The organism is Streptomyces sp. NPDC002889, from assembly GCF_042888425.1.
Lineage (GTDB): Bacteria > Actinomycetota > Actinomycetes > Streptomycetales > Streptomycetaceae > Streptomyces.
In genome coordinates this window covers 311,689-334,630 of record NZ_JBIAPT010000003.1, presented here as the reverse complement: position 1 = coordinate 334,630, position 22,942 = coordinate 311,689, and the positions used below count along the sequence as shown (strand labels likewise).

At 71.5% G+C, this 22,942-nt stretch carries 18 protein-coding genes; 10 read left to right on the top strand and 8 right to left on the bottom strand.

The features are described from left to right. Window positions 1–15 precede the first annotated feature (15 nt). The 4 genes from ACFYWI_RS06500 to ACFYWI_RS06485 form a co-directional block, all read right to left on the bottom strand. Window positions 16–2,103, bottom strand: a complete 2,088-nt coding sequence (locus ACFYWI_RS06500) for a YhgE/Pip family protein (RefSeq protein ID WP_389226040.1) — start codon at window positions 2,101–2,103, stop codon at window positions 16–18. Then, window positions 2,075–3,076 carry an ATP-binding cassette domain-containing protein gene (locus ACFYWI_RS06495; protein WP_389226037.1) on the bottom strand — a complete coding sequence of 334 codons (1,002 nt, stop codon included), beginning with the start codon at window positions 3,074–3,076 and terminating at the stop codon, window positions 2,075–2,077. The genes ACFYWI_RS06500 and ACFYWI_RS06495 overlap by 29 nt, the downstream gene beginning before the upstream one ends. Window positions 3,077–3,166: 90 nt before the next feature. Next, window positions 3,167–4,123 (bottom strand): MASE1 domain-containing protein, encoded by a 957-nt coding sequence (locus tag ACFYWI_RS06490; protein ID WP_389226034.1) that lies wholly within the window; start codon window positions 4,121–4,123, stop codon window positions 3,167–3,169. Between the two features lie 54 nt (window positions 4,124–4,177). Next, window positions 4,178–5,011, bottom strand: a complete 834-nt coding sequence (locus ACFYWI_RS06485) for a PP2C family protein-serine/threonine phosphatase (protein WP_389226030.1) — start codon at window positions 5,009–5,011, stop codon at window positions 4,178–4,180. A gap of 163 nt (window positions 5,012–5,174) precedes the next feature. On the opposite strand from ACFYWI_RS06485, the gene ACFYWI_RS06480 reads away from it, so the two are divergent. The 3 genes from ACFYWI_RS06480 (at window position 5,175) to ACFYWI_RS06470 (ending at window position 7,201) form a co-directional block, all read left to right on the top strand. Then, complete coding sequence (locus ACFYWI_RS06480) at window positions 5,175–5,723, top strand: SAV_6107 family HEPN domain-containing protein (protein ID WP_389226027.1); 549 nt, start codon at window positions 5,175–5,177, stop codon at window positions 5,721–5,723. 80 nt (window positions 5,724–5,803) lie between these two features. Continuing rightward, complete coding sequence (locus tag ACFYWI_RS06475; RefSeq protein ID WP_389226024.1) at window positions 5,804–6,562, top strand: methyltransferase; 759 nt, start codon at window positions 5,804–5,806, stop codon at window positions 6,560–6,562. Between the two features lie 246 nt (window positions 6,563–6,808). Beyond that, window positions 6,809–7,201 carry a DUF3040 domain-containing protein gene (locus ACFYWI_RS06470; protein ID WP_389226021.1) on the top strand — a complete coding sequence of 131 codons (393 nt, stop codon included), beginning with the start codon at window positions 6,809–6,811 and terminating at the stop codon, window positions 7,199–7,201. A gap of 271 nt (window positions 7,202–7,472) precedes the next feature. On the opposite strand, the gene ACFYWI_RS06465 is transcribed toward ACFYWI_RS06470, so the two are convergent. The 4 genes from ACFYWI_RS06465 to ACFYWI_RS06450 form a co-directional block, all read right to left on the bottom strand. Beyond that, the gene (locus ACFYWI_RS06465) at window positions 7,473–9,971 is read right to left on the bottom strand and encodes a DUF3488 and DUF4129 domain-containing transglutaminase family protein (protein ID WP_389226018.1); all 2,499 of its coding nucleotides are present in this window, start codon (window positions 9,969–9,971) and stop codon (window positions 7,473–7,475) included. Next, window positions 9,968–11,332: a DUF58 domain-containing protein gene (locus ACFYWI_RS06460; RefSeq protein ID WP_389226015.1), complete on the bottom strand. Its 1,365-nt coding sequence runs from the start codon at window positions 11,330–11,332 to the stop codon at window positions 9,968–9,970. The genes ACFYWI_RS06465 and ACFYWI_RS06460 overlap by 4 nt, the downstream gene beginning before the upstream one ends. Beyond that, entirely contained in the window at window positions 11,332–12,378 is a 1,047-nt protein-coding gene (locus ACFYWI_RS06455) for an AAA family ATPase (RefSeq protein ID WP_389226012.1), read from the bottom strand. Before ACFYWI_RS06455 ends, ACFYWI_RS06460 begins: the two co-directional genes overlap by 1 nt. 198 nt (window positions 12,379–12,576) lie before the next feature. Then, on the bottom strand, window positions 12,577–13,119 hold the full coding sequence (locus ACFYWI_RS06450) for a beta-class carbonic anhydrase (protein WP_389226009.1): 543 nt from the start codon (window positions 13,117–13,119) through the stop codon (window positions 12,577–12,579). Between the two features lie 272 nt (window positions 13,120–13,391). Here ACFYWI_RS06450 and rsmH point away from each other — a divergent pair, with 272 nt between their 5' ends. The 7 genes from rsmH (at window position 13,392) to murD (ending at window position 22,659) form a co-directional block, all read left to right on the top strand. Further along, the gene (rsmH, locus tag ACFYWI_RS06445; RefSeq protein WP_389226006.1) at window positions 13,392–14,348 is read left to right on the top strand and encodes a 16S rRNA (cytosine(1402)-N(4))-methyltransferase RsmH; all 957 of its coding nucleotides are present in this window, start codon (window positions 13,392–13,394) and stop codon (window positions 14,346–14,348) included. An 82-nt stretch (window positions 14,349–14,430) separates the two neighbouring features. Beyond that, window positions 14,431–15,108, top strand: coding sequence for a septum formation initiator family protein (locus tag ACFYWI_RS06440; protein ID WP_389226003.1), 678 nt, complete (start codon window positions 14,431–14,433; stop codon window positions 15,106–15,108). Between the two features lie 4 nt (window positions 15,109–15,112). After that, entirely contained in the window at window positions 15,113–17,071 is a 1,959-nt protein-coding gene (locus ACFYWI_RS06435; protein WP_389226001.1) for a peptidoglycan D,D-transpeptidase FtsI family protein, read from the top strand. 15 nt (window positions 17,072–17,086) lie between these two features. Further along, on the top strand, window positions 17,087–18,778 hold the full coding sequence (locus tag ACFYWI_RS06430) for a UDP-N-acetylmuramoyl-L-alanyl-D-glutamate--2,6-diaminopimelate ligase (protein WP_389225998.1): 1,692 nt from the start codon (window positions 17,087–17,089) through the stop codon (window positions 18,776–18,778). A gap of 4 nt (window positions 18,779–18,782) precedes the next feature. Next, window positions 18,783–20,177, top strand: a complete 1,395-nt coding sequence (gene murF, locus ACFYWI_RS06425) for a UDP-N-acetylmuramoyl-tripeptide--D-alanyl-D-alanine ligase (protein ID WP_389225996.1) — start codon at window positions 18,783–18,785, stop codon at window positions 20,175–20,177. Next, window positions 20,174–21,244 (top strand): phospho-N-acetylmuramoyl-pentapeptide-transferase, encoded by a 1,071-nt coding sequence (mraY, locus tag ACFYWI_RS06420; RefSeq protein WP_389225994.1) that lies wholly within the window; start codon window positions 20,174–20,176, stop codon window positions 21,242–21,244. The genes murF and mraY overlap by 4 nt, the downstream gene beginning before the upstream one ends. Further along, a complete protein-coding gene (gene murD, locus ACFYWI_RS06415) occupies window positions 21,226–22,659 on the top strand; it encodes a UDP-N-acetylmuramoyl-L-alanine--D-glutamate ligase (protein ID WP_389225991.1) in 1,434 nt (477 codons plus the stop codon). Before mraY ends, murD begins: the two co-directional genes overlap by 19 nt. Window positions 22,660–22,942: the final 283 nt, after the last annotated feature.

Genomic DNA, 22,942 nt, shown 5'->3' with positions numbered 1-22,942 from the left:
CAGGTTTCACCCCTGTCACAGGCTCAGCTCCGGATGCAGCCGGCTCAGCGTCCATACCTGCTTGCGCCGGGCGGAGACCGCGGTCAGTGCGAGCGCGCCCACGGTGAAGGCGGCCAGCACGGCGCATGCGTGCCACACCGGTCCGAGTCCGCCGCCCGTGATCAGTATGCGCAGTGACTCGACGACGTACGTCATCGGCAGGAACGGGTGGATCGCGTTGAAGAACGCCGGGCTCGTCTGGACGGGGTACGTGCCGCCGGCCGAGGTCAGCTGGAGCATCAGCACCGCGAGGACCAGGATCCGGCCCGCTGCCCCGAAGCGGGCGTTGAGCCACTGGATGATCGCCGCGAAGCAGCAGGTGACCAGTGCCAGGAACCCGACGGCCCCGGCGGCGTGGGCGAGCTTCAGTCCAAGGCCCCAGTGCAGGACCGCCATCAGGGCGGCGACCTGGAGCAGCCCGATGGCGGCGACCGGCAACAGGCCGGCCAGCGCGATCCGCCAGGCGGAGCCACCGGCGGCGAGCGCCCGGCGGTTGAGCGGCTGGATGATCATGTACGCGACCATCGAGCCGACCCAGAGGGAGAGCGGGATGAAGTACGGGGCGAAGCCGGTGCCGTAGTTGTCGGCCTTGTGCAGGGACTGCGCGGCCAGCTGGACCGGATCGGCCATCACCTCGGTGCGGCGGTCGCGCTCCTGCCTGTCGTAGTCGGGGATCTTGTCCACGCCCTCGTTGAGCCCGCCGGCCAGCTCGGTGGATCCGTCGCGGAGCCGGTACAGCCCGCCGTCGAGGTCTCCCGCGCCCTTCTTGAGCCTGCCGACACCCGTGTCGAGGTCGGTGGAGCCCGTCTTGGCGCTGGTCAGCCCGGTGTGCAGCTGGTCGGCACCGCCGGCGACCTTGTGGGCGCCCGCGTTGAGCTTGTTGATGTCGCGGACGGTCGACTCCAGGTCCTCGTCCAGGCGGGGAGCCCGCTCGGCGAGATCCCTCGCCTGCTTCTCCAGCTTCTTGAGGTTCCCGTCCAGCGTCTTGAGACCGCCGCTGTTGTCCTGCACCAGCGCATTGACGTCGTCCGCGATCCCCGCGACGTCGGCGGCCGTGTCCTTCGCCCGTTTGAGAGGGGGGCAGAAGGCCGGGTCCGGGAGCAACTCCTGCTCGCAGCGCGTCCGGTACAGCTCGTCCAGTTCGTCCGCCGACGCGTGGGCGGCGGCCGCGCTGCCCGGTGCGACCTTGACCAGGGTGTCGAGATTGCGGCGGACCGCCTGGGAGGTGTCGGCGACCAGCCGGGCCGAGTCCCCGATGAGCCTGCCGTTGTCCTTGAGGTACGGGCGGATTCCGGACGCGTACGTGTTGACCTTGTCGGCGAGCCGCTGGGTGCCGTCGGCGACCTGCTGGGAACCGGTCTCCAGGTCGGCCGCGCCCTTGTTGAGCTTCGTCAGCCCGCCGGCCAGCTTCCCGCTGCCGTCCTTGGCGTCCTTGAGCCCGTCCGCGAGATCCTTGGAGCCCTGCTTCGCCTTGCCGACCCCGTTCTTGATCTTGTCGGCGCCCTTCGCGGCCTTCTCGGTCGCGCCGTGGATGTCGGAGAACGAGATGAAGATCCGGTCCAGGAAGGAGCGCGAGGTGTCGGTCGACGCGGCGGTGCGCACCTCGGCGAAGACGGTCCTCGAGATCTGCCCGACGATGTAGTTGTTGGCATCGTTCGTACGGACCTGCAGCGCGCCGGTCTCGGGGGAGTCGCCGGAACTCGAGGCGATACGCCTGCTGAAGTCCTCCGGCATGGTCAGCGAGAGGTAGTACGTGCCGTCCTCGACGCCCTTGCGGGCCTCGGCGTCGCCGACCTCGTGCCACTCGAAGACGCTGCTGTCGAGCAGGCCCTTGGTGATCTCGTCTCCCGCGGTGATCTTCTTGCCGGAGGCGGTGGCGCCCTTGTCCTCGTTGACCAGCGCGACAGGGATCTTGTCGAGCCGGCTGTACGGGTCCCAGAAGGAGCACAGGTACAGGGCGCCGTACAGCAGTGGCAGCAGCAGGACCGCGACGAGCGCGGCGGACGGCAGCTTCCCCCTGCCGAAGCGCTTCAGCTCAAGCGCGGCCAGTTTCGGCGAGCGCATCGGCCGCCCCCTCCTCGTTCGTACGGATGTCGGTGGCGGACCCGCTCGCGCGCCTGCTCCCGCTCCCGGGCCTGCTGTCGGTGTCGCTGTCCGCGTCGCTGTCGGACTCGGGCTTGCCGCCGCTGTCGCTGTCGGACGCCGGCTCGGGCCGGGGTGCCGGGTCGGCCTCGGACGCGGGCTCGGCCTCGGTGAGCGCCGCCTCGGCTGTGGTGTCGGCCTGCGCCGCTTCGGCCTCGTCGCCCGGGGCGACCGAGGCGGCGAAGGCAGGGGCGCCCTGGACGGCCGTCGTGCGGACGACGGTGGTGCCCTCGGGCGCCTGGCTGCACACGGCGAGTACCGTCGTGCCGCCGTCGGCGATGCTGCGCAGCAGTGCCCAGGCCTCGGCGCGTTCGGCGTCGGAGAGCTTGAGGTCGGCGTCGTCGACCGCAAGCAGCCGGGGGCGGCCGATCAGGGCGAGCGCGACGGACAGCCGCAGCTCCTCCAGCCGCTCCAGATCGCGTACCGCGGTCCGCCCCTGCTTGGGCAGCGCCGCCAGGTCCAGCCCGGCGGCATCCAAGGCCCTGTCGATACGGCCTTGGGCCTCGGCCGCCCTCTCGGCGCGCGGGCGCAGCAGGGCGCGCAGCGAAGCGTCGAAGCGGCGCTGCAGCAGGGCCCTTTCGCGCAGATGCTCGGCGACGGTCAGCGCCGGGTCCAGATCGCTGACCCCCGGCACCGGGCCGAGAGCGCTGATCCGGCGCACGGCGGCCATCTTGCGTGGCAGCTGCAGAGCAGCCACCTCGGCGTGGCCCTCGGTCGGGCGCATGCGTCCGCTGAGCGCGAGCAGCAGACAAGTGCGCCCCGTGCCCGAGGGGCCCTCGATCGCCACGAGTGACCCCGGTGCCGCGTCGATGCTCACCGAGCGGAACGTCCAGCCGCGCGGCCCCTTGAGCCCGAGCCCCTCGGCTGTGACGGCCGCCCCGTGCGGGCTGTCCACGTGCCCCACCCCCACTCCCCCTTTTTGAACTGACTGGTCAGTTCAAAAAAGTACCCCGAGACCCCCGCTCCAAGCAAAACCGGTGCGCTCTCAACCCTCGCGATCGCGCCGCGGCTCGATCTCCGCCACCATCTCGGCGAGCCGTGCGCAGAGCCGCTTGATCTCCTCATGCGTCTCGTTCCGCTCGGTGATGACCGCCGCGAGCAGCAGCGCCGTCAGAGCCGTGGTCCCGTTGAAGGCCTGCAGCGTCACCATGTCGGCGAACAGGTCCAGATCCGCGAACGGTCCTGACTGCCGGGCCGCGGCGAGGATCGCCAGCGTCGACACCCCCAGCGCACAAGTCGCGGCACCGGCGAGCTGGAAGCGGATGGCGGCCCAGATCAGGAACGGAAAGACCAGGAAGAGCAGGGCCGCACTGGTGGTACCCGTCGCCAGGATGGTGGCGAAGAGCGTGCCCAGCAGCAGCGCCGTCGCCTCGATCCAGCGGCGGGGTCGTGCCTTCGGCGGCCACCGGAACCTGCGCAGTGCGAGCAGGAACGGAGTGACCACGAGGACACCCATCGCGTCACCCGTCCACCACACCGACCACGTCGGCCAGAAATCGCCCGCGTCCAGCGCCCCGGAAAGCACCAGGACACCGGTGCCCACGGTCGCGCTGATCAGCATCCCGGCCAGAGCGCCGAGGAAGACCAGCGCCAGGACATCCCGCAGGCGGTCCAGCCGGTCCCGGAAATCCGTCCGGCGCAGCATCAGGTACGCGCACACCGGAGCCGCGGTGTTGCCGGCGACGATGGCCAGCACAGCGAGGGCCGTGGGGCCGATGGACACATTGACCAGGAAGGCGCCGAGCGCGATGCCCGGCCAGATCCGCAGGCCGAAGACGAGCAGCCCGGCAAGAGCCACGCCGGTCGGTGGCCACAGAGGCGTGACCTGGCCGCCCACCAACTGCTGGAGCAGCCCGAGTCGGGCAGCGCCGTAGTAGAAGGCGGCGACGGCAAGGATGCGCAAAGCAACCGACCAGTAGCGGCCGATCTCTGCAGTGCGCACTTCAGCAGTCTGCGCTGTCGACGGGGCGACGGCGACTCAGGCCGCGCAGAGCGGTTACCAGGGCTCGCGCGGACCGTCGTAGCGGACGACGAGGACGGCGGCATCGTCGCGGTGGCCGGTCCGGTCGGCCACTTTGACGACGGCGGAGGCCAATACGTCGGGGTCGGCGTCGAATCCCGCGCGCGCCAGCTGTGCCACCTCCTCCAGGCCGGCCTCGATCGGGTAGCTCGGTCCTTCCACGACCCCGTCGGTGAGCAGCACGAGGACCCCGGCCTCCCACAGCCGTCGGTGGGTCACCGGATAGCGCACGCCCGACACGACGCCCAGGGGCGGGCCTCCGCTGTCCAGGGCGATGCCGTAGCGGCCGCCGGCAGTGGCCCAGATCATCGGGACATGGCCCGCCCGGGACGCCGTGAGATCGCGGCTGACGGGGTCGAAGCGCAGGAAGCAGCAGGTCGCGAAGAGGCCACACCCCATGGAGATCAGCAGATCGTTGGCGCGGCTCAGCACTTCTCTCGGATCGCTCGTCGCCTCGGCGAGGGCCCGCAGACTGGTGCGGACCTGGCCCATGAACGCGATGGCCTCCACGTCGTGGCCCTGCACATCACCGATCGAGAGCCCGAGCGACCCGTCCGTCATCTCGAAGGCGTCGTACCAGTCACCGCCCACGTCGAGGCCGTCACGTGAGGGGGTGTACCGGGCCGCGATATGCAGACCGGTCAGCTCCGGCAGTCGGGGCGGGAGCATATGACGCTGCAGGGCCATGGCCAGCTCGACCCGGGCCCGTTGCATCTTGATCCGGTCCAGGGCCTGGTCGACGAGCTGCCCGAGCGTGGTCAGGAGTTGCTGCGCGCTGTCGGGCGGAGGGTCGGTGCGATGTCCGCGCATGACAGTCCCGAAAGTTCCCGCGTTCTTCTCAACCCACCTTAGCCTCCGCCCCCGCTCACCAACTCCCAGGAGAAACCAGCAGGTCGGAGCCGATTGTCAGTGGGGCCCCTCACGATGGACACATACGGACACAGTGCCGTCACACGACGACAGGAGGCTCGTCATGGCCAGCTACTCCGCAGCAGCCGCACCGCGGCGCCGCGCCACCGGCCCTGCCCCCTCACTGACCGGACCCGCTCACGACGTCCACCCCGTCCTGCGGCGGGCCTCGGCGCCCCCCGCCGCCCTCGACCTGCTCGCCCAGGCCCGCACCGGACTGGACGAGGCCGCGGCCCTCGACCAGCCCAACGAGCGGTATGCCACGGCACATCTCGCCGCGCTGCGCACCGCTGCCGCGGTTCTCGCCGCCCGCGGCCGCCCCGAGACGAGTGCCCGCCGCAGGCAGCGCATACGCAGCGCCTGGGAGGTGCTGCCCGAGATAGCGCCCGAGCTCACCGAGTGGAGCATGCTGTTCGCCTCGGGTGCGACGCGCCGGGCCCGAGCCGAGGCCGGCATCCAGGGCGCCGCCAGCACCCGCGACGCCGACGACCTGCTGCGCGACGCGGCCATGTTCCTGCGCCTGGTCGAGCGGCTGCTGGTGCTGCAGCCGGTGCTGCCCCAGCCCAGGGCCGACCAGGTGCGGCGGCCGGGGACGGGAGACGCCGTGGGGTGAGACGGAGGGTCGGGACGCCCGGCGGAGGCAATAGGGTGGGATGCGTCTTCACCAGCACACCGCCCGAGGAGTCAACTGCCGTGTCGGACCCGATGCGACCCCGCGCCGCTCTCCGTACCGCCGTGGTCTGGGACGTCCTCGAAGAGGCCCTGGACCGCCGGGTCAAGGCGACCGGGACGGACGCCTTGGACGTCCTCGACACCGGCGGCGGCTCCGGAAACTTCGCGGTGCCCGTCGCCCGGCTCGGCCACCGGGTCACTGTCGTCGACCCCAGCCCGAACGCCCTGTTCGCGCTCGAGCGCCGGGCCGCCGAGGCAGGGGTCGCCGAACGCGTCCGCGGCGTGCAGGGCGACATTCACGGCCTGTTCGACGTCGTCGAGCGCGGTGGCTACGACGCCGTCCTGTGCCACGGCGTCCTGGAGTACGTGGAGGACCTGGCCGAGGGCGTGCGCAACGCGGTGGACGCGCTGCGCCCGGCCGGCGCGCTCAGTCTGCTCGCCGCCGGAACCGGCGGCGCGGTCCTCGCCCGGGCCCTCGCCGGTCACTTCACCGAGGCCCGCCGGGCGCTCACGGACCCGGACGGGCGCTGGGGCGCGGGCGACCCCATGCCCCGCCGCTTCACCGCCGAACAGCTCACCGCCGCCGTCACGGCCGCCGGTGTCGACGTCGGCGCCGTGCACGGCGTACGGGTCTTCGCGGACCTGGTCCCGGGCGTTCTGGTCGACACCGAGCCCGGTGCCCTCGACGCCCTGCTGCAGCTGGAAGCGGCAGCCGCCGAACTGCCCGCGTTCCACTCGGTCGCGACCCAGCTGCACGTACTGGGCGAGAAGCGCCGCTGATCAGCGGCGCAGCCGCAGATGGAGTACGCCACAGACCCCCCGTTCGTGGCCAACGCCCCGTATGATCGGGGGACACCATCCGGCATGGCGGACGGGAGGTTGGGGAATCAACGCCTCAGCACTTGTCCGGCATGGCGGCCCGGACCGGCGATTGGCGAGTGGGCGGGTTTCACGGGGGCGAATCCCTGCCTATCCTGAAAGGGCCGCATACCGGTCGCCCCCGCGACCGACGACTAGGAGGACTCCGTGCCGCTCTCGGAGCACGAGCAGCGAATGCTCGAGCAGATGGAGCGAGCGCTGTACGCCGAAGATCCCAAGTTCGCGACAGCGCTTGAGGGAAGCGGGCTGCGTACGTACACCCGGCGACGGGTCTACCAGGCGGTCGCAGGCTTCCTGGTGGGTATCGCGCTCCTCATGGCCGGAATGGTCGCCCAGCAGATCTGGATCAGCGTGGTGGGATTTCTCGTCATGCTCGGCTGTGCGGTCCTGGCGGTCACCGGCTGGCGCAAAGCGCCGAAACCGGGTGAGCAGCAGACCCCTGGGGAACCGGCCGGGCGCCGGCAGTCCCACCAGCGCAGGTCGATGATGGACCGGATCGAGCAGCGGTGGCAGCGCCGCCGCGACGAACAGGGCCATTGAGCACCGCGGAACACTGAGGCCGCGGAACACAGCCGCGACATCACATACGTGCGGATCGCATACAGGCAGTACGGATACGGGTGAGGGGCGACGCTCTTGAAGCGTCGCCCCTCACCCGTATCCGCTGTTGCTTCCCCGGTGAGCCGCACCGCACGACACGCCGCACGCCGCTCTACCCGTCCGCGGCCGGAAGGTGTCCCGGACCGGGGCCATGTGCCGCCTGCCCGCGAACGGGGCGGGGGCAGGGCTTGCACCCCGCCCCGGCCCGGCCTCAGCCCCGCTGCCGCGACGGGAGGCGCAGCCTCGCCGTCCAGCGCTCCAGACCCAGCCGGCGCGGACTCCACCGCTCGGTGAGGACCGTCCAGCGCTCCGAGACGGCCCACACCACCCGGACCGACGACGGAGGCAGCAGCAGCGCCCGCAGCCGCGTCCAGAAGCCCACCGCGTCCCGCAGCCCCAGCCGGACCTGCCGGGCGTCCTCCACGAGTCCGGTGGCGGGACGGGGGGCGGGTGCGTACAGCACCTGCTCCACCGCACGGGCCATCCGGTGCACCGCCGCCGCGGGCTCGTCCTCCAGTTTGCCGAGCCGGACGATCCGGGCCGCCGCCTTGCGCGGTGTCTGGGACTCGTCGGGCGGGATCCCGAAGTCCCAGGCCGTGTCGTTGATCTCCCGCCAGGCCGCCAGCGTCCTGCCGGGGTCCTCGACGGCCGTGCGCCCCGGGACGGGATGTCCCGCCGCGTCCTCGTCGCCGATGTCGGAGCCGGCCCCGGCCTTCGCCGGAGTGCGTACGCCCGTGGCCAGCCTGCGCACGCGCGTCCTGATCCGCCACAGCAGCGGCAACAGCAGCACCAGCGCCGCCCCCGCCACGCTCAGACTCACGGTCAGCACCGTGCTCAGCGTGGAGTCGTCGGACTGGGGCGGCTCGATGTCGCGCGGCGCGGCGGCGCCGCACTCCCCGAGCCGGCGCTCCGGTTCCGGGCAGGCGTCCCGGTTCGTGGGCCGGGCCGACGGCGCCGAGGAGCCCGTGGCCTCGGGCTGCGCCGGGCTGGTGGGCGAGCCGGAAGGAGCCTGCGGCCGCGCGTAGTCGGGAACGTTGCCCCGACTCGGGGTGGGCTCGAACCGCGTCCATCCCACACCCTCGAAGTACAGCTCGGGCCAGGCGTGCGCATCGCGCAGGCCGACCGAGACCGTGCCGTCCGACTGCGGGGTTCCCGGGGTGAAGCCCACGGCGACCCGGGCCGGGATGCCCAGAGTCCTCGCCATCGCGGCCATCGAGAACGAGAAGTGGACGCAGAAGCCTTCCTTCTGCTTCAGGAAGCGGGTGATCGCCCGGGCTCCCGTCCCCGACTCCACCTTGGTGTCGTAGACGAAACCGCCCTTCCTGGCGAACCAGTCCTGCAGCGTGACGGCCCGCTCCCAGTCGTTCGACGCGTCCTTGGTGACCTTCCGGGCGGTCTGCCGGACCTCGTCCGGCAGCACCTCGGGCACCTGGGTGTACTCACGCAGCAGGGCGGCGGGGGCCGCGGCTGCTCCGACCAACTGCTCCTGTGTCGGCTGCACCACCAGGCTGCTCACCGAGTACTGCACGCCCGAGGTGGTCTGCCCCCGGTCGCCGACCAGGCCCCGTCCTTCGGGTTCGAACCGCCAGTTCCCCTTGATGGCCACCGTGGAGGCCGGGTAGGGCAGGGGCAGCCAGTTCTGCTTGTAGGTGCCGGCAGCCGACAGATTCGTCTTGACCTCGGTGACACCGACCGCAGGGCTCAGTCCGGGTGGCTCCGGCAGCCGCTTGGGCACGTCGACGACCTTGCGCTGCGAAGAACTCCACGCCGTGCCGTTGAACTTGTCCAGCGCGATGATCCGTAGATACAGATCTTTGGTGTCGGGTGCGTTCGTGCGATACCGCAGCACCTCGCGGTTCTCGGACTGCTTCAGGCTGTCGTCGAGCGCGACCAGCGGGTTCACCGCGTCGATCGTGCCGCCGCGACCACCCGCACCCGGGCCGGGTCCGTTGCCCACGCCGCCGAGCAGGCCGCCGCCCAGGGCGGGCAGCGCCGCCGGGACCGCCAGCGCGACACCGAGCGCCAGCACACCGATCCGGCGACCGGTGCGTGCCGGTGCCAGGGCCTGGCCGCTCCCCCCGGCGAGTCCACCGGGCGTACCCCCCTGGCCGGGTGGCGCACCACCGAAGACGCGTCCCCACTGGGAGAGCCGGTCACGGCCCTCGGCCAGCAGCAGCACCAGATAGCCGCAGGCCGCGAGCAGGAACCAGATCCAGCTCGCGCCGCCGGAGAGGCCTGCGGCCACCGAGTAGAGCGCGAGCAGCGGCAGTCCGGCAGGGGCGGCACTGCGGTAGGACACCGCCAGCGCGTCCACCGCGAGGCCGATCAGCAGCACGCCGCCGATCACCATCAGCCTGATGCCGTCGGTCGCGGGGGCCGGGCTCGCGTAGCGCCCCACATCGTCGACGCCCGCGGTCAGCAACTCGCCGAGCCGGCCGAACGCCTCGGGCCCCGGCAGCACGCCGAGCAGCGCCTGGCCGTGTGCGAAGACCACCGTGAGCAGCAGGAGCGTCACCAGCGCCTGCACCGCCACGGTGAGCGGCCGGGCGAGCGGCACGCGCAGGGCGAGTGCGCCGGCCCCGCTCTGGATTGCCAGCAGGAACGCCGCCTGCACCATCCAGCCCGCCGAATCGACCAGCGGCAGCAGCGATGCCGCCGCCATCAGGGTGGCGGCGAAGGCACAGAGTGCGAGCCTTCCGCGACCGCTCATGACCAACCCCCAGAAAACCCGTTCGTACCGGCGGCGGGTGCGTCGGTGTGCTGCCGGCCCGCCTGCCGCCACAGGTCGGCCAGCGGTGTTCCGGGCGGTACGGCGAGGGCCGTCCAGCCCGCCTCGCGCAACTGCCGCAGCCGCTCGTCGACCTGGCCGGCCACCGCACCCCCGGTCACCCACGTCCCGCTGTCCAGGACGAATGCGACCGCGCCGCCGCTGCGCTGGCGCATTCTGGCCGCTATCGCGCCCTGCTCGTCGTCCAGATCGCCGAAGAAGGCGATCAGGAGCCCCTCGTTACCGCCGCGCATCACGTCGTACGCACGGGAGAGACCGCCGCCGTCGGAGTGGTCCACGACGGCGAGGGTGTCCATCATCAGACCCGCGGAGTCTGCGGACTCCTGGGTCGAACCGGCGAAGCCGTCGGAGCCCTCCCCGGGCACCGAGGTGCCCGTGTCCGTCAGCAGCCGGACCGCGAAACCCCGTTCCAGCAGGTGTATCAGTGCCGATGCCGCGCCGGAGACCGCCCACTCGAAGGCCGAGTCCGGTCCGGCCCCCTGATAGGCCGTGCCCCGGGTGTCCAGCAGCACCGTGCACCGGGCCCGCTGCGGCTGTTCCTCACGGCGGACCATCAGCTCGCCGTAGCGCGCGGTGGAGCGCCAGTGGACCCGGCGCAGATCGTCGCCGTGCCGGTAGGCACGGGGGATGATGTCGTCGTCGCCGGCCAGCGCGAGGGAGCGCTGACGCCCGTCGCCGTATCCGGACGCCTCGCCCGACAGGCTCACCGCGGGCAGGTCCTCGGTGCGGGGTATGACGGTGAGGGTGTCGTAAGCGCTGAAGGAGCGCGTCAGCTCACACATGCCGAACGGGTCGCTGAGCCGCAGCTGCAGCGGTCCGAGCGGATAGCGTCCGCGCAGATCCGAGCGGACCCGGTAGGACACCTCCCGCCGGCCGCCCGCCTCCACCCGGTCCAGCACGAACCGGGGCCGCGGCCCCAGCACGTACGGCACATGGTCCTGGAGCATCAGCAGCCCGGTGGGCATCCGAGAGATGTTGTCCATCCGCAGATGCACCCGGGCCTCGGCGGCGGCGGGCACGCGGGCGGGTGACAGCCGCCGGCTGGCCGCGACCTGGTACCGGGTGCGGTACAGCACCAGCACACACAGCAGCGGCAGTGCGGCGAGCAGCAGCCCGACCCGCAGCAGATCCGACTGGCCGAGCAGATACGCACATGCGGCCGCCGCCACCCCGGCGGCGAGGAAGGAACGGCCCCGCGTGGTCAGCCCGCCCAGGGCCGCCCTCACTCCGCCCTTGCCCTTGCCCTCCGGGTCGTCCGAGGCGGCGGGACCCTCGGCCGGCATCACAGCCGCCGGGCCCCGGGCTGCTGGCCGTACAGCGGCGGCTGGGCCGGCCCGCCCGTGACATAGGCGCCCTCGGTGCTGCCGCTCGTGGGCACGGGGGTGCGCTGCACGATGTCCAGTACGACCTGCTCGGCGGTGCGGCGGTTCAGCTGCGCCTGCGCGGTGGGCAGCAGCCGGTGCGCCAGTACCTGTACGGCCAGGCCCTGCACATCGTCCGGCAGGGCGTACTCCCGGCCGCTGAGCGCGGCCGAGGCCTTCGCGGCACGCAGCAGATGCAGCGTGGCGCGCGGCGATGCGCCGAGTCTGAGGTCCGGGTGGTTGCGGGTGGCGGACACCAGCTCCACCGCGTACCGCCGCACGGACTCGGCGACATGGACCTGGCGCACCGCGTCGATGAGCTTCACGATCTCGTGGGCGTGCGCCACGGGCTGCATGTCGTCCAGCGGGGAGATGCCGCCGTGCACATCGAGCATCTGCAGCTCGGCGGCGGCGCTGGGGTACCCGATGGACACCCGTGCCATGAAGCGGTCGCGCTGTGCTTCGGGGAGGGGGTAGGTGCCCTCCATCTCCACCGGGTTCTGGGTGGCCACCACCATGAACGGGTTGGGCAGCTCGTAGCTGTGCCCGTCGATGGTGACCTGGCGCTCCTCCATGGACTCCAGCAGCGCGGACTGCGTCTTCGGCGAAGCGCGGTTGATCTCGTCGCCGATCACGATCTGCGCGAAGATCGCGCCGGGCTTGAACTCGAAGTCACGCCGCTGCTGGTCGAAGATCGACACCCCGGTGATGTCGGACGGCAGCAGGTCCGGCGTGAACTGGATACGCCGCACCGAGCCGTCGATGGAACGTGCAAGCGCTTTGGCCAGCATCGTCTTGCCGACTCCAGGGACATCTTCGATGAGCAGATGTCCCTCGGCCAGCAACACGGTCAGCGAAAGCCGTACGACCTCAGGCTTGCCCTCGATCACACTCTCCACCGACCTGCGGACACGCTCCACTGTGGTGGTCAGATCTGTGAGGCTCGCTCGATCGTCATAGGTCGTCACCCGGCCCTCCTCGGCCCGTTCTAGGGCCGTTGCTGTTCACACAGCACGGCCCGCCCCGAAACACGGACACCGCCTCCGGATGGTTCCGGAGCGACGTCACACCCGCATTCTTGTTGGCGTCACCGCGTTGTGTCACTCGCCTGTGGATAACTGAGGGGGATATGCCAGGTTTGATCGATTTGTCGGGTGCCCGACTGCTCACTCAGCGGGGTCGATCTCCCGCAGTACGCCCTTCGTTACATCGAAGACGAAGCCGCGGACATCGTCCCGGTGCGGCAGGAACGGGGAGGTGCGCACCCGCTGCATCGACTGCCGTACATCCTGCTCGACGTCGCGGAACGCCTCGACCGCCCATGCCGGACGCTGGCCGACCTCGTCCTCCAGCTCGTGCCGGAAGTCCTCGGTGATGCTCTCCAGCCCGCAGTTGGTGTGGTGGATGAGTATCACGCTGCGAGTGCCGAGCGCTCGCTGGCTGATGGTCAGCGAGCGGATCACGTCATCGGTGACCACCCCGCCCGCGTTGCGGATGGTGTGGCAGTCGCCCAGCTCGAGGCCGAGCGCGTCGTGCAGGTCGAGCCGGGCGTCCATGCACGCCACCACGGCCACTTGCAGCACGGGGCGCGCGTCCATGCCCGGATCCTGGAAATCGGCCGCGTAGCGCCGGTTGGCTTCGACGAGACGGTCGGTGACCGTCCCGTCCGTGCGGGCCGCGTCGGCGGAGTGGTGCGCAGAAGTCGACATGGGACGAAGGTAATGCGCACGCGACCTGCCGGCCCGCTGTGAGAGCGGACAAAGAAGGTCAACGTAGGTTGTTGTGAGGTAACCCACAAGCGTGGCGAGGGGGGCCGCGCGGCGCGCTGGCCGGTTGATTGACCGGCCGGGCCTGTGGACTAAAGTGACGCGCAGTTCACGGACATCACCAGCGCATTCGGTGGTCTCCCGCAATTTTCCCCGTGTGCGCGGCGTACGCACGGCCCGGCCATGACCCGCCCGCGCCGGATCTGAGAGGGCGCATGAGCCACACCCGACACGTCCCGGTGATGCTCCAGCGGTGCCTGGACCTGTTGGCGCCTGCCCTGCAGCGGCCCGGTGCGGTCGTCGTCGACTGCACCCTCGGCCTCGGCGGACACAGTGAGGCGCTGCTCACGCAGTTCCCCGAGGCGCACCTGATCGCACTGGACCGCGACAAGGAAGCACTGCGGCTGTCCGGCGAGCGGCTTGCCCCGTTCGGCGACCGGGCGACCCTCGTGCACGCCGTCTACGACGAACTCCCCGAAGTGCTCGCCCGGCTCGGCGTCCCGCGCGCCGACGGCGTGCTCTTCGACCTCGGCGTCTCCTCCATGCAACTGGACGAGGCCGACCGCGGCTTCGCCTACGCCCAGGACGCCCCGCTCGACATGCGCATGGACCAGACGAGCGGAGTCAGCGCGGCCGAGGTGCTCAACACCTACCCGGCGGGCGAGCTGGTGCGGATCCTGCGCGCCTACGGCGAGGAGAAGCAGGCCAAGCGGATCGTCTCGGCGATCGTGCGCGAGCGGGAGAAGGAGCCGTTCACCAACAGTGCGCGGCTCGTCGAACTGATCCGGGACGCGCTGCCGCAGGCCGCCAAGCGCACCGGCGGCAATCCGGCCAAGCGCACCTTCCAGGCCCTGCGGATCGAGGTGAACGGCGAGCTCACGGTCCTCGAGCGGGCCATTCCGGCCGCGGTCGGGGCACTCGCCGTCGGCGGGCGGATCGCCGTCCTGTCCTATCACTCGCTCGAGGACCGGCTGGTCAAGCAGGTCTTCGCGGCCGGCGCAGCGAACACGGCACCGCCCGGTCTGCCCGTCGTACCGGAGCAGTACCAGCCGCGGCTGAAGCTGCTGACGCGCGGCGCGGAGCTGCCCACGGAGGAAGAGGTGGCCGAGAACCGCCGTGCGGCTCCTGCGCGTCTGAGAGGAGCACAGCGCATCCGGGAGGACGTGTCGTGACCGCCGCGGGCGGCACGCCCGGCAGGATCCGGCAGACCTCCCCCTGGCGCGCGGCGGGCGGCGAAGCGATGCGGAGGACACCTTGAGCACAGCGGCCAAGCAGCTGAAGGGGAGGGCCGCGCGGCTCGCGCGGCTGATGCCCTCCGGGTCGGGCACCGCCGCCCGTACCCCCTTCGTCCTGCTGGTCGTGCTCCTGCTGTCCGGGGGGCTGATCACCCTCCTGCTGCTCAACTCCTCGCTCAACCAGGGTTCGTTCCAGTTGAGCGAGATCAAGAAGCGGACCACCGAGCTCACCGACGAGGAACAGGCTCTGCAGAGGGACGTCGACAGCCGTTCCGCCCCCGACGCCCTGGAGCGGCGTGCCCGGGAGCTCGGGATGGTGCCCGGCGGCAACCCCGCCTTCCTCGGCCCGGACGGCAGGGTCCGCGGCGAACCGGTCGAGGCCACCGCACAGGCCAGGCGCGATCCCTCGCCCCTGGCCACCTCCGCGGCTCCGTCCCGGCCGGCCGCGCCCTCCCGGGCGCCGTCCCCCTCGGCCTCGCCCACGGCGCCCCCGCCCTCTCCTTCCCTCTCCGGGGCAGCCGGGGCCCCGCCGCCGAGCCCCTCCACCCAGGCACAGCGCTCCGCGCCCGCGGTGCCCACCGCGCCCGGCCGGTCGGCCCCGGTGACCCGTACGTCCCCGAAGCCCGTCGCGACACCGTCTGCGCAGCCGCCCCCGAATCCCGCCTCCAAGCCGACCCCGACCACCTCCGGCAGGTGACGCAGTGCCCCGCAAGGAACCTCCGCGCCGCCGGGTGCCTGGCCCCGCCAGGCGGCCTTCCGCACAGTCGACCCGGCGCCCCCCGCCCCGCCGCCCGCGCTCCGCGCGGGGCCCGGCCCCCGCCCCCCTCCGGCTCGGCAGCCCGCGCCCCCGGCTGCGGCTGGTCAGCCTCGGCCTCACCCTCGTCATGCTGGCGTTCGTCGTACGGCTGCTCCAGGTACAGGCCGTCGACGCCGACGCCTACGCGGCCAAGGCGGAGAAGAACCGCTACCTCAGCCACAAGCTCGCCGCCGAGCGAGGCGAGATCACCGACCGGGCCGGTATCGCGCTCGCCACCAGCGTCGACGCGTACGACATCACCGCCGACCCGAAGATGTTCACGCCGCAGGACAGCAAGGCCCCGGACGCGCCGGAGCAGGCGGCCGAGCTGCTCGGCCCGATCCTCGGCAAGGACGCCGCCGAGCTGACCCGCAAGCTCAAGACGCCCAGGTCCCGCTACGCCGTGCTGGCCCGCCGCCAGACCCCCCAGGTCTGGAACCAGATCAAGGACCTCAAGGGCGTCTACGCCGAGAAGGCGTCCGCCGACAAGCGGGCGGGCGGCCCCGGAGCCAATGTGCTGGCCGGCGTCTTCCAGGAGCCGAGCAGCAAGCGCGTCTATCCCAACGGTGATCTCGCCGCCGGAATACTGGGTTACGTCAACGCCGAGAACAGGGGCGGCGGCGGTGTCGAGTCCATGCTCGACAAGACACTCGCCGGCCAGGACGGCCAGATCACCTACGCCCAGTCCGGCGGACGCCGCGTACCCACCGCCGGCGGCTCCCGCGAGGTCCCCGCCGTCGCGGGCTCCGACGTCGAGCTGACCATCGACCGCGACATCCAGTGGGCGGCGCAGAAGGCCATCTCCAAGCAGGTGGCCAAGTCCAAGGCGGACCGCGGTTATGTGATCGTGCAGAGCACCCGCACCGGCGAAGTGCTCGCCATGGCCAACGCCCCCGGCTTCGACCCCAACGACCTCGGGCAGGCCAACGCGACCGCCATGGGCAACGCCGCGCTCCAGGACGCCTACGAGCCGGGCTCCACCGCCAAGGTGATGGCCATGGCCGCCGTGCTGGAGGAGAAGGCCGCCACCCCCGGCACCCATGTCGTCGTCCCCAACCGGCTGCACCGCGGCGACCGGCTCTTCAAGGACGACATCGACCACCCCACCTGGTACCTCACGCTCAACGGCGTTCTCGCCAAGTCCAGCAACATCGGCACGATTCTGGCGGCCGGCCAGCTCGGCAGGACCCAGGCCCAGGCCAACCGGGTACTCCACTCCTACCTGCGCGCGTTCGGCATCGGCCGCCCGACCGGGCTCGGGTATCCCGGTGAGACCCCCGGCATCCTCGCCACGCCGCAGAAGTGGTCCACCTCGCAGCAGTACACGATCCCTTTCGGCCAGGGCCTCTCGCTCAACGCCATGCAGGCGGCCTCGGTGTACTCGACCATCGCCAACGGCGGCGTACGCATCGAGCCCACCCTGATCCGCGGCAGCAGGGGCCCCGACGGACGCTTCACCGCGGCTCCCGCACCCAAGAAGAGCCGTGTGGTCAGCGAAAAGACCGCCAAGACCCTGGCCGGCATGCTCGAGTCGGTCGTCGATGACCGGGAGGGCACCGGCACCAAGGCCCGTATCCCCGGATACCGCGTCGCCGGAAAGACCGGAACGGCCAACCGCGTCGACCCCGACCTCGGGCGCTACAAGGGCTACACCGCATCCTTCGCCGGCTTCGCGCCCGCCGACAACCCGGAGATCACCGTCTACTGCGCCATCCAGAACCCCACCAGGGGCAGCTACTTCGGCGGTCAGATCTGCGGCCCGATCTACCAGCAAGTGATGGAGTTCTCCCTGAAGACCCTCAAGATCGCACCGACCGGCAAGGCCCCGGCCCGGCTGCCCGTCTCGTTCCAGCCCGGCGACTGACCGCAGGAGCCCCCAGTGACTTCGATCACCTCCGACTCCGGGAACCGACCCGGCGACCACCCTGCCCAGACCCCCTCTTTTTCCCCCGGGCCCGGTGCGCCCGGTACGCTCACCGCCGTGTCGCACGCTGATCAGTACCGAACCGCCCCACCCCGTCCGGCCAGGGTCCGCCCGATCCCCCTCGGGGAGCTGGCCGACCTGCTGGGGGTCGAGCCGCCCGGTTCCGGTGCGGTCACCGGCATCACCCACGACTCGCGGGCGGTACGCCCCGGTGATGTGTATGCCGCCCTCCCCGGCGCCCGCCTCCACGGCGCGGACTTCACCGCCCAGGCCGCCGACCTCGGCGCCGCCGCGATCCTCACCGACCCGGCCGGCGCCGAGCGCGCCGCGGCCACCGGCCTGCCGGTCCTGGTCACCGAGAACCCACGCGGCCGGATGGGCGAACTCGCCGCCCGGATCTACGGCAGCCCCGGCGAGGGCCTGCTCCAGATCGGCATCACCGGCACCTCGGGCAAGACCACCACGGCGTACCTCATCGAGGGCGGCCTCAGGGCGGCCGGCCACGCCACCGGCCTGATCGGCACGGTCGAGATGCGGATCGGCGACGAGCGCATCAAGTCCGAGCGCACCACCCCCGAAGCCACCGACCTCCAGGCTCTGTTCGCCGTCATGCGCGAACGCGGCGTCGAGTCGGTCGCCATGGAGGTCTCCAGCCACGCCCTGGTGCTCGGCCGGGTCGACGGCTGCGTCTTCGACATCGCCGTCTTCAACAACCTCAGCCCCGAGCACATGGAATTCCACTCCGACATGGAGGACTACTTCCAGGCGAAGGCGCAGCTGTTCACGCCGCTGCGCAGCAGGGCCGCGGTCGTCAACCTCGACGACGAGTACGGCCGAAGGCTGGTCACGCAGGCGTCCGTCCCGGTCACCACGTTCTCCGCCGAGGGCCACCCGGACGCCGACTGGCGCGCCGAGAACGTCGACATCACAGCGGTCGGCTCCACCTTCACCGTCATCGGGCCGAACGGCGAGCGGGTGCGCGCCCAGGCGCCGCTGCCCGGCCCTTTCAACGTCGCCAACACGCTGGCCGCCGTCGTCACCCTCGCCGCCGCCGGGATCGATGCGCAGACCGCCGCCGACGGCATCGCCGTCGTACCCGGTGTGCCGGGCCGCCTGGAGCGCGTCGACGCGGGCCAGCCGTACCTCGCGGTCGTCGACTACGCCCACAAGACAGACGCCGTCGAATCGGTCCTGCGCTCGCTGCGCAAGGTCACCAAGGGCAAGCTGCACATCGTGCTGGGCTGCGGCGGTGACCGGGACACGACCAAGCGCGGGCCGATGGGCGCCGCCGCCGCACGGTTGGCCGACACCGCCGTACTGACCTCCGACAACCCGCGCTCCGAGGACCCCCTCGCGATCCTCGCCGCCATGCTGGCCGGAGCCGCCGAGGTGCCGATCCACGAGCGCGGCGATGTGCTGGTCGAGGCCGACCGGGCGGCCGCCATCGCCGCGGCCGTCGCCCGCGCCCGGCCCGACGACACCGTGCTGGTCGCCGGCAAGGGCCATGAGCAGGGCCAGGACATCGCCGGAGTCGTCCGCCCGTTCGACGACCGCCAGGTCCTTCGCGCAGCCATCGAGAGCGCGGCTGTCCGCGGCCTTGAGCGTCCGGAGAATTGCGCCCATCAGCACGAGAACAGTCAGGGATGACCCAGTGATCGCCCTTACCCTCGCCGAGATCGCCGAAATCGTCGGCGGGCAGTCGTACGACATACCGGATCCGGACACGCGGATCACCGGCCCCGTCGTCATCGACTCCCGGGCCGTACAGCCCGGCAGTCTCTTCGCCGCCTTCGCCGGCGAGCGTGTCGACGGCCACGACTACGCCGAGCGCGCGATCGCCGCAGGCGCGGCGGCCGTGCTGGCCACCCGCCCTGTCGGTGTCGCCGCGATCGTGGTGCCCGACGTCACCGCCGCCCTCGGCGCACTCGCCCGCACCGTCGTCGAACGCCTGGGCACCACCACCGTCGCGCTCACCGGCTCGGCCGGAAAGACCAGCACCAAGGACCTGATCGCCCAGCTCCTCGAGCGCAAGGGCCCCACGGTCTACCCGGCCGGCAATCTGAACAACGAGATCGGACTCCCGCTCACCGCGCTGCGGGCCGGCAAGGACACCCGGCACCTCGTCCTGGAGATGGGCGCCCGCTACATCGGTGACATCCGCTATCTGACCAGTCTCGTGCCGCCGCGGATCGGCCTGGTGCTCAATGTCGGCACCGCCCACATCGGCGAGTTCGGCGGACGGGAGCAGATCGCCGAGGCCAAGGGTGAGCTGGTCGAGTCACTGCCGGCCGACGGTGTCGCCGTGCTCAATGCCGACGATCCGCTGGTGCGGGCCATGCAGTCGCGTACCAAGGCCCGTGTGGTGCTCTTCGGAGAGTCCGCCGAGGCGGCCGTACGCGCCGAGAATGTCCGGCTCACGGAGCTCGGACAGCCTGCCTTCACGCTCCACACACCCACCGGGTGCAGTGACGTGACCATGCGGCTGTACGGTGAGCACCACGTGTCGAACGCGCTCGCCGCGGCCGCCGTCGCCCATGAGGTGGGCATGCCCGTCGATGAGATCGCCCGTGCGCTCTCCGAGGCGGGCACCCTCTCCCGCTGGCGTATGGAGGTCACCGAGCGTCCGGACGGCGTGACGGTCGTCAACGACGCCTACAACGCGAACCCCGAGTCCATGCGCGCCGCGCTGCGCGCGCTGGCCGCGATGGGCAAGGGGCGTCGTACATGGGCGGTGCTGGGCCAGATGGCCGAGCTGGGGGACGAGGCGCTCGCCGAGCACGACGCGGTCGGACGGCTTGCCGTCCGGCTCAACGTCAGCAAGCTCATTGCGGTCGGGGGCAGGGAAGCGGCCTGGTTGCAGCTGGGCGCTTACAACGAGGGTTCGTGGGGTGAGGAGTCGGTGCACGTGTCCGACGCGCGGGCGGCGGTCGACCTGTTGCGCAGTGAGTTGCGCCCGGGAGACGTCGTGCTGGTGAAGGCTTCCAGGTCGGTGGGCCTGGAGCGGGTTGCCGAGGCTCTGCTCGAGGGTGAGGGTGCCGTCCGATGAGGCAGATCCTGTTCGCGGGAGCCATCGGTCTCTTCCTGACCCTGATCGGTACCCCGCTGCTGATCAAGCTCCTGGCCCGCAAGGGATACGGGCAGTTCATCCGCGACGACGGCCCGCGCAGCCACGGCAGCAAGAAGGGCACGCCCACCATGGGCGGCATCTCCTTCATCCTGGCCACGCTCGTCGCATACGCGCTCGCCAAGGTCATCACCGGTGAGGACCCGACCTTCTCGGGTGTGCTGGTGCTCTTCCTGATGACGGGCATGGGCCTCGTCGGCTTCCTGGACGACTACATCAAGATCGTCAAGCAGCGGTCGCTCGGTCTGCGGGCCAAGGCGAAGATGGCCGGCCAGCTGATCGTCGGTATCGCCTTCGCCGTGCTGTCGTTGCAGTTCGCCGACAGCCGCCACCAAACCCCCGCCTCCACCAAGCTGTCGTTCATCACGGACTTCGGCTGGTCGATCGGCCCCGTGCTGTTCGTGATCTGGGCGCTGTTCATGATTCTCGCCATGTCGAACGGCGTGAACCTGACAGACGGTCTGGACGGCCTGGCCACCGGCGCGTCGGTGATGGTCTTCGGCGCATACACCTTCATCGGGCTGTGGCAGTTCCAGGAGTCCTGCGCCAACGCGGAGACCCTCACCAACCCCAACGCCTGTTTCGAGGTGCGCGACCCGCTCGACCTGGCGGTCGTCGCGTCCGCGCTCATGGGTGCCTGCTTCGGCTTCCTGTGGTGGAACACCTCACCCGCCAAGATCTTCATGGGCGACACCGGTTCGCTGGCGCTGGGCGGTGCGCTCGCCGGACTCGCGATCTGCTCGCGCACCGAGCTCCTGCTCGCCCTCCTCGGCGGACTGTTCGTCCTGATCACCATGTCCGTGGTGATCCAGGTCGGTTCGTTCCGTATGACCGGCAAGCGGGTCTTCCGGATGGCGCCGCTCCAGCACCACTTCGAACTCAAGGGGTGGTCCGAGGTGCTCGTGGTGGTCCGCTTCTGGATCATCCAGGGCATGTGCGTGATCGTGGGACTGGGCCTCTTCTACGCAGGATGGGCAGCCGACAAGTGAGCAACCGGGACTGGCAGGGCAAGCGGATCACCGTGGCGGGGCTCGGTGTGAGCGGCATCAGCGCCGCCCGCGCCCTGGCCGGTCTCGGCTCCGTGGTCACCGTCGTGGACGGCGGCGACAGCGAGACGCACCGCACGCGCGCCGCCGAACTGGCCGAACTGGGTATCAGCGTCCGCCTCGGCGACGCCGAGACCCTGCCCGAGGGCACCGACCTCGTCGTCACCTCGCCCGGCTGGAAGCCGTCGAGCCCGCTCTTCGCCGCAGCCGCAGAGGCGGGCGTCGACGTGGTCGGCGACGTCGAGATCGCCTGGAGGCTGCGCGGCCCGGACGCCGCCCCCTGGCTCGCGATCACCGGCACCAACGGCAAGACGACGACGACGCGGATGCTCGCCTCGATCCTGTCGGCCGCGGGGCTGCGCACCGCCGCCATCGGCAACATCGGCACCCCGATCGTCGATGTGGTCATGGGCGACGAGAAGTACGACGTCCTCGCCGTCGAACTCTCCAGCTACCAGCTGCACTGGGCGCCCTCGCTGCGCGCCCACTCGGCCGCCGTGCTCAACCTCGCGCCGGACCACCTGGACTGGCACGGCTCCATGCAGGCGTACGCCGCCGACAAGGGCCGGATCTACGAGGGCAACACGGTCGCCTGCGTCTACAACGTCGCGGACCCCGCCACCGAGGACCTGGTGCGCGAGGCCGATGTCGAGGAGGGATGCCGGGCCGTCGGCTTCACCCTCGGCACGCCGGGCCCCTCCCAACTGGGCGTCGTCGACGGGATCCTGGTGGACCGTGCGTTCGTCGAGAACCGTCAGAAGCAGGCGCAGGAGCTCGCCGAGGTCACCGACGTCGACCCGCCCGCCCCGCACAACATCGCCAACGCCCTCGCGGCGGCGGCGCTGGCGCGTGCGTTCGGCGTCGCACCGGCGGCGGTACGTGACGGACTGCGCGCCTTCCGCCCCGACGCACACCGCATCGAGCGCGTCGCCGAGGTCGAGGGAGTCACGTACATCGACGACTCCAAGGCCACCAACACCCATGCCGCGGAAGCCTCCCTGGCGGCGTACGACCCGATCGTGTGGATCGCGGGGGGACTTGCCAAGGGGGCGACCTTCGACGAGACCGTCGAGAGGTCGGCGAAGCGCCTGCGCGGCGTCGTACTGATCGGGGCGGACCGCGCTCTCATCCGTGAAGCCCTCGCGCGACACGCCCCCGAGGTCCCGGTCGTCGACCTCGACCGGACCGACACTGGGGCGATGTCCGCGGCGGTACGGGAAGCGGCGCTGCTCGCCCGGCCGGGAGACACGGTTCTGCTGGCCCCGGCCTGCGCCTCGATGGACATGTTCGCCAACTACAACACGCGAGGCGAGGCGTTCGCGGAAGCGGTGCGCGCCCTCGCCGCCGAGCGCGCCTGACGGCCCGACCTCCGCCCGCGCCAGGCACGACTGGAGGGGACAGCGACCATGCCGGCCGAGAACGACACCGCCGCATCGCCCGACCCGTCCCGGTCCGGGACGTGCCCTCCCGGGGCACCGGACGCGGCGGCGGGAGCCGCGGCGCCCGCCACCCGCAGGGTCCGCGGCGCGGCTCCCGGGGACCTCGCCCGGGCCCGGGCGGCAGCCACCACCGCCGGCGGCGCCGTACCGACCGCGGGCGGCGTGCTCCCGGCGACCGCGCGGCGCCTGCGGGCATGGGGGC

Excerpts from the sequence above, each read along its gene's own strand:
- ACFYWI_RS06480 (WP_389226027.1), top strand. The coding sequence starts at position 5,175 with ATGGCCAGCTACTCCGCAGCAGCCGCACCGCGGCGCCGCGCCACCGGC.
- ACFYWI_RS06460 (WP_389226015.1), bottom strand. The coding sequence starts at position 11,332 with ATGCCGGCCGAGGGTCCCGCCGCCTCGGACGACCCGGAGGGCAAGGGC.
- ACFYWI_RS06500 (WP_389226040.1), bottom strand. The coding sequence starts at position 2,103 with ATGCGCTCGCCGAAACTGGCCGCGCTTGAGCTGAAGCGCTTCGGCAGG.
- mraY (WP_389225994.1), top strand. The coding sequence starts at position 20,174 with ATGAGGCAGATCCTGTTCGCGGGAGCCATCGGTCTCTTCCTGACCCTG.
- ACFYWI_RS06465 (WP_389226018.1), bottom strand. The coding sequence starts at position 9,971 with ATGAGCGGTCGCGGAAGGCTCGCACTCTGTGCCTTCGCCGCCACCCTG.
- rsmH (WP_389226006.1), top strand. The coding sequence starts at position 13,392 with ATGAGCCACACCCGACACGTCCCGGTGATGCTCCAGCGGTGCCTGGAC.
- ACFYWI_RS06485 (WP_389226030.1), bottom strand. The coding sequence starts at position 5,011 with ATGCGCGGACATCGCACCGACCCTCCGCCCGACAGCGCGCAGCAACTC.
- murD (WP_389225991.1), top strand. The coding sequence starts at position 21,226 with ATGGGCAGCCGACAAGTGAGCAACCGGGACTGGCAGGGCAAGCGGATC.
- ACFYWI_RS06450 (WP_389226009.1), bottom strand. The coding sequence starts at position 13,119 with ATGTCGACTTCTGCGCACCACTCCGCCGACGCGGCCCGCACGGACGGG.